1 protein-coding gene (only partly in view) is annotated in these 12,401 nt (G+C 64.9%); it reads right to left on the reverse strand.

The window, feature by feature from the left end:
- Positions 1–12,401: the 3' end of a hypothetical protein gene (locus tag EV191_RS13120; protein WP_132877297.1), read on the reverse strand. The gene runs 59,062 nt beyond the window's last position; 12,401 of the gene's 71,463 nt are visible here — the last part of the coding sequence; its start codon lies beyond the right edge, outside the window — the gene reads right to left on this strand; it ends in the stop codon at positions 1–3.

Consider the following 12,401-nt stretch of genomic DNA (forward strand, 5'->3'; position numbering starts at 1 on the left):
TCACGCCGGCCCGTCGTGATCCCCACGCGCCGGGCCAGGATGGAACTCGACAGGGTTGCCATTGTCGGCCAGTTCCGCAAGATAACGCCGCATATGTTCGGTGAGCTCGTTCCCCAGCCGGTGCACCACAACGCCGTCCAGCGTTTCGCGGTCCCACTGTCGAGCATCGTCGAAGGTCGCGCTACGACCGTCGATGGCCTCGCTCACCGCGTCCATCCAGGCGAGCACGACGCGGTGATTGTTCAGTTGCCTCGAGTAGACCAGTTCTTCGGCTGCTGCCCGCCACTCCGCGCTGTCAGATGGCGCGGTGATACTGGCCGCTTCGCGAGCTGGTTCCGGCCGCAGCGATTCGACTACCTGGTGGACGAATGCCGCCGCACGCACGGAATCCTCGGCGTTTTCCAGACCGATTCGGTCGCTTTGCCGGTCGTACACGCCAACGACCGCACCAACTTCGGCGCCGATACGGTTCCGCGCCGCCTCGTTATCGGGATACGCCCGCGACACACCTTTCGAGCTCAGCTCGAAGACTCGGCCGGCCGCGTGGGCGATCGCCGCACGTACCTGTTCCTCCGTCACCGATATGCCTTGCTCGTGCAGCACTTGTTGGATCGCGTATACACCAAGTTCAGCGTGGGGGGCCAGCCAGTCACGCACACTCTCCGGCAGTAGCCCGGGTATCACGTCCCGCTCGTCGTCCTCGCTGGGAAACAGCACAGCACGAAGCTGGGAAAGATCCACATCGGCCGCTGTCACAGCGTAATCCTTGCGCTCCCGGGTGTAACCATCGATAGCAACGTAATGTATCGCGAACTCATCGCTGGCCAATCCACCAGCTAACGCTTCCCGCAGGGCAGGCTGGTTGCCCAGACGGGTCCGTAGCGCACGATCGGTGAGTAGCCGCTGTTGCAGGTACGCCGCGGCACCGGGTTCCAGCGGGTTCACATCCGTGCCGTAATCGAGGATGACGAGCTGTTCGGAGCTTGGGTCGAAACCAACTACCCAGGGCGGCGAATCCTCCGCGACATCACTCATCCGTCCGCTGAGGACATTATTCGCACGGATGCCAAACTGCTCGATAAGCACGCGCAGCGCGGCTGCCTTACCTTGTCCGTGGCTGGACATCGGGTCGCCTGCTGGCTGATGGGCGGGGGCTTGCTCGGATTGGAGTAGCACGGCGGCGGCGTCCCGCACGCGGCTGACGAGTTCAGTAACCGTGGCACGTTTATCCGGCGCAACGTTGCCGTCCCTGTCTGGCCAGGCGATCCGCACGCCAAGCCGACCGGCATACGCGTTCACGCGGTGCGTAACGAACTCGTCGTCGATCAGTCGTCGTAGCTTCCGGCGCACCTTGGGGGCCTCGGCGCCGAACTCGCGATCGATGTCCGCGTAGCCAAGCGCGAACATCCCGTCCACGAGTCGCTTCATCAGGTCCGTCAGGTGTTCTTCGCTGACGCCATGGCGCTCGGCGAGCTCGGGTATGTGCTTGGCCGCCGAAAGTCGGATGACCGCCCGTAGGTCCCCATCGATGTGGAAGATCGGTCGGTTGTCCAGTTTCTCGTAGAGCTCGCCCAGCTGCGTCGCGGCTGGATGCTCATCGTCGATTCCGGCGTGCCGCAACGTGACGACTAGCCGTTCGACCTTCGCCGCGTATCTCTCGATGAGGTATTGCGCGAGCAACAGGCGACGGACGCCGACGGTCGCACCGTCATACGCGAGTTTTTGCAGCCATTCCCGGTCAGCGTCGTTCCGGAGGCGCTCATTGTTGCGTTCGGTCGGCAAGTTCAGCACGGTTGCCAGAATGGCTATCACGGTGCTGCCTGCGGCGTTCCCCACGCTCTCCGCCATCGGCATCGATGGATCCGCGAGCCGTTGTCCCAGAAGCGAACCCTGCGCGCTCGCCCAGTTAGCACCGGCTCCCCAGCTGAGATTCTCGTAGGCGATGACGCCGTGTCCGGGCACACCGAGCGTGCCAGTGCGAATTGCGGTGACGAACTCGGCGACGACCGCCTCGAGCTGATCCGCGGAGCTGACCAGCGCGATGGCGGAACTGTCGCTTAGCGGCCCGTCATTAAAGACCAGCCGCGTCGATTCCCCGGGCGGCCCCGGGACCAGCCGGATGAGCCTTGTGGTGGGCACAGAACCTTTTGCTGTGGAGTAGCGCCCGCGAGAGACCTTGATCTGGATGAGTCCGTCTCCGTGATTAGCGATCGCTTGGAGATACGGAATTCGCGCCGCGAGCCTCCCCTCGTCAACTCGTTGCTGAAACTCCCGAATCGTCGCATGTGGGCCCGTACCGGCGTCCGCGATGGATGTCCAGTAATCTCGTTCCTCCGCCAGGGGATCGCTGTCGGCTACCTCGGCCAGTCGGTCGGCCAATGCCCCACTCAGCTCACGCGTGATGACATTGAGCCGAGTTATCCATTCGTCCATCATGTGCGGGGTGAATTCCCGCACGGTGGTCTTGTCGATCATCTTGTGTCCGGCACGGTCGGACACGGGCCAGTAGGCGAACAGTTGGCCGAGCTGCTTGACTTGCGCGCTGGCCGCGGCGGTGAAGGCGTTGACCGCGCCCTCGATATTGCCAACGGGCAGCATGAAAGCCGCCTGCGGACCGTTTCCGGCCAAGGCGCGCCCGGCCGCGACCGCCAGCCATGTCGGCACCTTCATCGGGTGCACAAACTGTTCCGCATCCACGAACTTCGCCAGTTCATTGGCCGTCGATGACAGGTGGGTGCGCTGCGGCGTATCGATGTCCAGCGCTGCCAACGGCAGCATGAACCGCACTCCGCGTTCGTCCCTGGGCCCTGGCGCGGCACGACCTTCGCGGGTGACGACCTGGTGCTTCAGTCGATAGCGAACGATTCGTGGTGGCATGTCGGCGGGCGGCACGGCTTGCCGTGACGCATCCGAGGAGGATTCGCCCGCGTCAGTGAGCAGCAGCCGAATCGCGTCCGGGCGCGTGCCCGAGGTGGTGGTCAGCACGACCACCGGATAACGTCGCTCGTCACCGGTTCGGTTGTCACCTTGCCGGCCGAGTTCGTCATCCAGGGTTCGCCACTGCACTTCAACATCGGCTACGATCGACAGCTCGGTTAGCACGGTTACCAGCTCGTCGGCTACTGCGGCGAGCAACTGTGGCACCCGTTCGGCAGCCACCTTCGAGGGCGTTGGGACGACCGGATCCGATGCCTCATCGGTGTGACTGTCGGTTATCCGGTCCGCCAAGCTCCGATAGCCGGTGTAGGCGGCCCGCAGCTGGTGCTCCGTTTCGGCCGCGAGGTCGGCCAGCTCGCCACTCGGCGCGGGTAGCTCCTGAAACGCGTTGCGAGCGCGCCGCGTTTCGTCGAACAGGAAGCGATACAGCGCTTCCCACGGCGCGGCGGTTCTGGAAGCTTGGACGCTTCCCCAGAGTTCGCTGAGACCGCCAAGAATTCGGAGAAGTGCGATCTCCAGTGTGTTCAACAGCAGGCTGATGCCGAAGGCTGTGACCCATTCCGTGAATACGGTCGTGCCGTACTTCATGGTCAGTTGGCCCGTGGTCGGCAGGTCGGCCCACAGTTTGGCCGCATCGTAGAGCACGTTGTGCAAGTACTGATCGATCGCGGCGGACACCGCTTTGCTGTCACGGTGCAGGTTTGGGGTGATGGCGATCGTGGCCCACAACTCGCGGGTATCGGCGTTGCCGTCGGTAAACACGTGGTAGGAGTACGGGTACTCGCTCTGGGAAAGTTTGGTATGCACCGTCTCACCGCTGGGCAACGTCACCGTGAGGACGTAGTTCTTCGCGTCCCAGCGAGCACCGTCGAGCCCTCGAATCGCCTCAGCGACATTGTCATCTTGCTCCGCGAACCCCGGGGGCACTTCTCGAGCGGCGAACTTTTCGACCAAAGCCGCCATATGCTCCGCGAGGTGTCCGTTGAACTCGCCCTGCTCTGACCCATCCAGGGTTCGTAACTGCGCCGAAGCAGGGACCGGAGCCGAAGACTGGCCAAACACGGCGAATGCCTGCAGCACGGTGCTCGCGCGATGCCGAGCATCCGCCAAGACTCGCCGGCTGGCGCCGACTCCGCCGCCAAAGGCGGATTCTTGCCGGGAAAGCTCGTTTGTCTTGTCAAATATTCGGGCGATCGCTTGATAGTAAACTCGAGGTGCGGTGAGCGCTCCCCAGAGATTCAACGCCAAGGTGCCCGCGATCGCTGCTAGTGGCCACGGGCTGCCGAGTAGCCAAAGCAATGGCAGGCCTGCCCCGTACCCGAGCAGGTAACTGCCGGACATCCAGACGTTGTACCGGATTTTCTCCGCTACTCGTGGCTGCTGCGACCGAAACTGCTGGACCTCCTTGCTGATTTCCGCATGGATGGCTTCCCGCACCTGCTCGTCGTTCGCGCGACGGTCCACGGTCACGATGACTTGACTGTAATGCGCCAAGTCCACCCGAACCGTCTGTCCATCGGGAAGATCACCGATTCGGATCTGTGCGGTCGAACCCGCCCGCCACAGAGAGGGCAGCAAGCCCGATTTCCAGCGCAACGTGTACACGCCCAGGAAACCGGACCGCAAGCGCAACTCCTGGTCAGCGATCTCCATGCCATGACCTGGCACCGGCTGCTCATCGGTGGGCGACACGACGAGTCGGCGGATTATGTCGCCGTACGTACCTGGCTTACCGTTCACGGCATCCGTCACCTCGGTCATGGCGCGCAGGATGTGCACGATCACCGACTCCGGGTGAGTCTCCCGCAGGGCATCGAGCAGCCGCAGTTGCTCCGGGGTCAGGTGCTTGGCGAGCACCCGACGTCGTGCTTTGGTGCCGGGGACTTCCGCACCAAGGCCAGCACCGTGGTCCCAGATGCCGTACCGGAGTTCCCTGCCGTGAATGTCCTCCAGCAGCTGGCGTTGTGTCTCGGCAAGCTCCGTAGCGGCGGCGTCACCATCATTCGCCGCCGCGCTGGCGTCCCTGGCTCGTGCACCGGACTCAGCGAGCCGGGCGGTGAGCTCGTTATGCCGGTCGAGGTTCTGCCTGAGCCGGTTGAGCGTGTCCATATCTGACGCGGTCAACCGTTGGTTACCAAATCTCGCTGGATGAGGGTCGGCGCGCAACACATCCCGCGGCGGGCGTTGTTCGTCGATCGCACGACCGAGGTCAGCGGCTACGCCCCGGGTCATCGCCGCGGCCGCACGCGTTGCCCGGTCGAGACGTTTACGCAACGCGACTGCCTTGGCTTCGGCGCGTTGCGCGGCTCGCTGGTACTCCGCGAGTAGTGCGCGCGCCTCCTCGATACTGAGCCGGTCCCCTTCGTGCGGCACGTATTGGGTGTTCTGCTCGGTGGCGTTCTCGATGGCCCCCAATAGTTGCACCAGGGCCAGTTGTGCTCGCCCGGCCGCGGCTTGCTGCGCGTGCCAGGTGCCCCTGCGTGTGCGGAGGTCAGTCAGCGTGTCCTGCAGGTCGTCGAGCCGGCGCCGCAGTTCCCTTTTGTCGAGCATCGGTGACCGGGGGCGGCCGGGCGCCAGTTCCTCGACAAGCGTCCGAGTCCAGATGTCGTCGAGTACCGCGAAGATCTCGTCGATGGGGTGGTCGAGCTGAGCCACCATCTGGCCAGAGAGATACAGATCGGTTGTCAACTCCACCGCTTGCTGTTGCGCGGTCTCCAACTTCTCGCGCGCGGTCTCATCGCCTGCCTCGACGCGTCGGTGTAGCCGGTCGACATCGCGGCTGAGTTGCGCCAGTCCCTTTTCCGTCCTGCGGAGGTGCTGCCAGCCTTTGCGTTCGTCGCCTAGCAGCTCACCAAGGTCGTGGAGGGTATCGGCAAGCCGAATGAACGCGTTGACGTGCGCCGTTTGCCCGTGCGCTGGTAGTTCAACGCGCGCGTCGGGAGGTGTCGCCGCGACTGGCTCGGCGGCTGCTGGTGTGTCGCCGGTGAGCCGTGCGGTGAGCGTCGCGGCTGGATCGTCGAAGCCGGTAGAACTGTCCGGATGGCCGAGGACGTCGAGGTCTGCCGGCAGGACACCCGGGCCGAGAACATCGCGCAGCGTCCGCAAATAGTATAGGACGACTTTGCTGGTAGCTGGTCGGTCGCCGCCGGTGACATCCCATACCCAGGCGTGCACGATGGCCACGGCCAGATCGGCGATGGTGGCTTGCCGGGATACGCCAGAGACCGCGTCGCGGACGGCCGCGAGGTTGAGTTCGAGCCACTTGGTGGTTTCCACGCTGTCCGTGCCGACCATCGCCGTCGGCGAGCCCTGATCAGCGGCACGCATGGCGTCCAGTAGCGAGACAAGGTCCCTGTCCGCATTGGCGTGGACGGGGTGGCCGCTCGCGGCCAGCGCCGCCGGCAGGCCCGCCGTGCCAACCAGCGTAACGAGGCTGACCGAGGCACGTAGCTCATCGGTCATACCCTGCGCGGGATCGACGTGGTGAGCTGCGAGCCGGCGCGGAGCCGCCGTTCCCGCCGGTCCGCTGGCGGCTCTCGGCCACGGTGCCGAACTCGCCTGGGAACTGGCGGCGCTCGGGTCCATGGTGGTCGTTGACGTCCGCTCGGGGCCACTGTCTCGCACATCCCCAGTCCGGATCGGCGGCTGGGTGTCCTGTCCGTCGTTCGGGCCGTTCGCGGCAGCCCGAACCCGGTCCGGCAGCGCGGCGATGGCACTGGCCAGCCGATCGACCGCCAGTGTCCAGTCCAGTGGATCGGCAAGGTCGTCGCGATACTCGGCCCGTTTGGCTGCTAGCTCGACGTCGTTGGTGAGCTGGGGATGTGTGGCTGCCAGAGCATCGCCAAGGCCACCAGGCAGCACGTCTGGCAGCGATCCGCCGGCCGCCTCGTAGGTGTTCAGGAAAGCCGCTCGGAGCTCACCGAACTGGGCGGCCGAGGTAGCTTCGGGCAGCGCGTCGCGCAGCTGCCGCAGGAAGGTTTCGGTGTCTACCGCAACCGGAACGTCCGGCGCGGCTGGCCGCCCAGGTTCGCCAAGCGCCTCTGGTTTGGTGAATACCACCCCGGCCCCGGTGAACACCATCCCGTCGAGCCCGGCGCCATAGGCTTGCCCGAGTCGAAGGTTCGTGCCGGTCGAGTAGTCGCCCACGGCCCGCAGTGCCGCGCGTACTTCCTCGATTCCCGCTGAATCGGCGTGATATCCGCCGGCCTCGCTGGTATCCAGGCTGGCGATCCGCCCCGCCGTGCCGAGTAGCGCGAGCACATCCCGCGGTGACTCCGCGCTCAGCAGCTGCGCGGGCAGTTGCCGGAAGGTCGAATTCGGGCCTGCCTGGTGCAGCACGGCCAATGCCTCAGCCACGGCTTTAACCGCCCGCAGGGCCTCGGCCGGCTCCGTCGCCGCGTTGGCTAGCACTCGCCGTAGCGGCTCTCCCTCGGGTGGGGTGAACACGAGGACGCCGACTTTCCCGTCGGCGGAGGTGGCCACCGCGCGTACGTCGGGCACGGTGGGCGGCTTGGGCCGCGAATTGGGCTGCCCAGATTCAGATCCCCCAGACTCGGACTCGCCTTGCTCGGCCAACTCGGCCATCCGCCGGTAACCTGCCAAGGCGTTCGTCAGCGAATCGAGGTCGGGGTAGGTGCGAATCTCGGCGTTTGGGAACTCCTCCTTCGCCCATGCTCGCAGGTCGTCCACCCAGTTCGCGGCGGCGCGCGGCGGCTCAGCAGTTGTCCCGGCGAGCAGATCAGGCAATTGCGCGGCAGCCTGGGCCGCTGACACCCCTGATTGCGTGCGTGCGTCCGTGGTGAGCGCGAACAGCCCGGCGAGATCAGCCGGCTTCCGCCCTGCTGGCATGGCAATGGGTACGGGTGGCTTGGCCTTGTCGTCGCCCACGCGAACGAAGGCGCGCCAGGTGCCGGGTGGCGCGTCGGGTCGCCAGGCAATCACCGTGCGATTGGGTTGCTGGAGTGTGGGATCGAGCGCCGATGCCTCGTGAACTGGATCCGAGCCAACCGCGACCATCTTCACGTCTGGGTTCTCATCCATAATCGCTGTGACCACGGCGGGTGTGCCCGCGGTGCTGGCCACGTTGTGCAGGATGTAGCCATGGGGGGCGCGGCCAAGGCCGTCCCCATGCTTTTTAAGCCAGCGTGCCAGTGCCTTCACGCTGACCAGCCCGTCAGCGTTCGGGGCGAAGCTCACCAGCTGCAAACCTTTGTTGACAAGCCGGGCCTGCCTGACCGGATCAGTGAGTGCAGCGGGAGCCAGCGCGCCAGCATAGCCCGCTGAATCGTCCACATCAGACTCGCGACTGTCCAGGAAGGCGCCACCGACAACCTGCCGCCAGTGTGTTTCCAGCAGCGGCTGCGCTTCTATGTCGGGCGGCGGATGAACGTGACTTGCCTGGGGTTCGGCGCCTTCCACATAGCGTGACCACACGATGGCCTCGCGGTTGAGCTCCGCGGCCGGAATCAGTTCCGCTGGACCGCGCTGGCTGACCGTGACCCAGGCATCCATCAGGTACTCGTCGGGTAGCTTCAATGCGAGTACGTCCGCACCCCCACGCCGAACCATGGCGAAGACTCCGCCGGTGGACTCGTGCCATAGCACGGTGGCCTCGGCTCGCCGATCAGCGGGAATCCACCACAGCGAGCGTTCGCCACCCCGAACTACCCAGCGCGGGGTACCTTCACCAAGTCCGATTTCGGCGCGCTGCGCGGGAGGCAGGTCCGCCAGCCTGGCCCGCAAGAGTTCACGGCTCTCGCGTACTGCCACGTACTGTTCCAGGGCCTCGAGCCACCACTCCGCCGAGCTCCGTTCGGCCGCCGAGCCGGCACCTTCCTCGCTGATCTGGCGTAGTCTTGCCAGCTCGCCAGCGAGTTCACCGTGGTCAAGCGTGCCGTACCGCCCTTCGGCCGAGAGCAGGGGGTCGGCCGCGCGGTGCGGCGTTCCGTCCACGTGCACGCCTTGGCCCGGCAGGAAACGCGAGCGGTTGTTCAGCAAGACCGTGTCGAGCAGGCGGCCGTCCGCACTTTCTCTCGGGATGGTTGGCGCCTCCGAGCCCATCGCCGCTACGAGGTCGGCTATTGCCGGAAAGCTCGGTCGGTCCGGGCCGCGGCTTGCTTCTACGGGGAGTTCACCACGCTGCAGCGCCTCCGCGAACAACGCCGCGAACATCTCATCCGGCCCCGTAACGGGATAGCGCCACTGCGCAACCTCCCGCAACACCTCCAGCGACCAATTATCAGCGATCGTGGCAAGGGTCCCGTCAGGAACTCCCCCACTCTCCCGAATCCGCCGCACCCGATCCCGCACAAACTCCCGCAACACCTCATGATCAGCCACCTCGCGATTAACCAGCAGCTGACGCAACCCGCCCAAGTCACTCCGGAAATCCGCACCCAGCTCACGCTCAGCATGCACATCCGGCGGCGGCCGCAACGACGTAACAACCTCCTTCGCCAACGCCACCGCCATCAACTCCAGCGAATCCGGCCGAAGCCCCACCCGACGAGACCCCCAGTCATACACCGCAGCCGCACCCACATACGGCTGCAGCCGATCTCGCATCTCCGGCGCCAGCTCCGTCAACCCCGCTTCACTCAACTCGAACGCATCCGCGGACAACCGCCTAATCTGCTCGAGTACCGTCTCTTCGTCTATTCCAAGTGCTTCAGCGATGATGGCCGCGTGAGCTTGGACGATGTCGGCGATGTCCTCCCTGGCGTGACCGCCGATTTCCCCGATAGGTCTTGCGGCTCCCTCATCGGTGCCGTCCCGCCCCTCGGCTAGTTCACTGTGCGTCGTACGTTCGGTCTCGGGTACGCCCCCTCGTCCGTCTGGTCCGCTAACGGGTGCCGGATCACCATCGGATTCGCCGATCGCGGGTGGCTCGTCCGGCTTAGCGAGGGTGAACAGAGCGCCCCAGCCAGCCCGCTCACCGAGCCGCCCGGTCGCCGGGAACACCAAAGGCACCAGCCTGCCGTTCGACATCGGCAGGAAACCCCACCAGAAACCCCTGTTGGTCCCTCGGTGTGCGCCGACAACTGTATCGACCCGGCCGGCCCGCTCGATGAACGTCGTGAAATCGCTTGGCATCACAACAACCGCTCCCGGCGGTAGCTGCTCAACCAGGTGCTCGACTACGGCTGGCAATCGCCGACCATCGACGGCGACATTGGTGAGCACGTAACCGCGTGGCATCTCGCCATCACCCAGCCTTGGCTCACGGTCGGCCAGCCACGCGGCGAATGCGGCCCAGTTGATCATCCGTGCGGCACCTATCGCGGGATCGCCCACCAACACGCCATGGTCCGCGTCCGTGTCCGTTTGCGCGTTGATGTGGTACCACCCGGATTCGGTGAGCCGTTCCTGACGGGTCACGGCGATATGCAGCGTCGACTCGTCTGGTCTCTCGCGGACATCCTGCAAAGCCAGCAGTCCAAGCGGAGCGTGACGACGTATGAAGCCTAGGCGTGGCATGTCCAGGTCGGGAACCGTTGGATGCGTTTCCGCCTCGACCGGAGGTTCCTGGTACCAGATATCCAGGACTTTGACCTCGGCTTCATCGATCGGCTTCGGCCGCCGCGGACCCAACAACGCCCACCGACCAAGGCCGAGTTCGACCGGTAGGCGCATGGCTAGCTGCTCTTTCCCGTTGTGGACTATCCGGGCGAACATGCCGCCGCGCGAGGCTCGCCACAGCACCGTTTCCGACCACTTTGGACCGATCAAACGCAGTTCGCGTTGCCCTTCCTTGGTAACCCATTTCAGAGTTCCTGGCTTGAGTCCTAGTGCTTCGCGTTCACGATCCGACAGCCGAGCATCGATCCGTTCGTACAGTTCGGTTCGGGCAGCCCGATCGGCAATGTACTGGTCTATGGCATTCAGCCACCAACGGGCGGCAAGGATTCGGCCGCGTTCGCGCAATGCCGCTGCCGTGTCGTCCTTGCTCGCCCGGGCCACTAGTTCCCGACGACGACTCTCCCGGGTCTCCTCGTCGAGATTTCCGAACTCGGCTTCGGCGGCCAGTACCGGGTCTGTGGACTGGTGTGGCCGACCGTCCGGCCATACACCCTGTCCCGGCAGGAAGACCCAGGCGTCACCGACCTGAATTGCCCGCAGGGCACGTCCGTCCTGCGCAATCCGCTCATGTTCGGTCATCACCTTGGGTTTGAGCGGTTTGGTGTCGCCGATCACCAGCCGCGGCCCATCCGCGCTCATCTGCCAATGCGTGCGCTCGTCCACCACGATCCGCGTCGCGTGTAGCGGTCGAGCGGCAAAGTTGTGCCACCGTTGGACAGGGCTAGTTTCCAGATCACCCGCGCTGTTCGGATACTCGATGACGAAGCCCCCCGGCAAGAACACCCGCGCACGCACCAGATAGTTGGCGAACAGTTGCGCCTCTTCCGCACTCCGCATGGCGGCGCGACGCAACACGCCATCGCGGACGCTCAGCTCGCCAACTATCGCGGACGCTTCGGCGGCATCACCGTGTCCTATCCACCAGGATCCGTTCGCGTCCAGGCCGAACATCCACTCCCCGGACAGCGGCTGCCCTGCCATCGACTGCTCGGGCTGCGACGGCTCGGGCCGCTCATAAAGCATTACGCGCCCACGATGGGAAACCCGGAGCTGTCCACGCGACTCGCGAACAGTACCGCCCGGTGCGGTGTCTACGGGACGCTTGCCGGGCTTCGACCCGTTCTCCAGCGCAGGGGGTTCCGCTGCGCTTCGATCGATTTCCGGTTGCGCATTGAGGCCATCGTCATCGGCTACCCGACTCCATGCTTCCAGCCACAACAGGTCGTTGGCTCGTTGCTCGGATTTCGGTCGTATTGTCACTGCGATGGGGGTAAGCGAGACACCGTCGGAACGAGTCTCGTTCTCGAGCAGCCACATTCGTACCAGGCCGAGGCGTACGCCGGCTAGCAACAACCGCATCACAGGTGGGGAGTCCTGCTGTTCCAGCACCTCGGCCAACTTACCGAGGTCATCCTCCAGATCCTCGCGTAGCCGCTCAACCGGTTCGGTCAAGTCCACGACGTCGGTGGGCATACGGTAACGGGTAAGTAGCCTGACGATCTCCTCGTCCGGAATCCGGTGCTGATCAGGTCTGCCCCACTGGTTCAGTTTGCGAAGGTGACCCCGCGCCTCGTCCAGCCGCCGCCGCAGATACTCGAACAACTGCCCCTGCGCGATGCGGGAAACGTCAACCCTGCTCCACTCGGCACCCGCCAGAACCGTCGGTTCAAGATTTGGGCCGAACAGGTTCAACTCAACAGTGTCCACGTTGGATTCTCCGAACCATTGGATGAGGTTCGCCAGCAGGATGGAGGTGATCCCACGCTGCGCTACAGGCAGCTTCGAGTACTCGTACACCTCGCCAACTACGGCATGGATGCCATTGCCCGGCAGGCGCCCTGCCGACCAGGTCAACCCGGCTACCGGATCAGAATTCTCGGTTGTTA

This window comes from Tamaricihabitans halophyticus (assembly GCF_004340875.1).
In the GTDB taxonomy this organism is placed as follows: domain Bacteria; phylum Actinomycetota; class Actinomycetes; order Mycobacteriales; family Pseudonocardiaceae; genus Tamaricihabitans; species Tamaricihabitans halophyticus.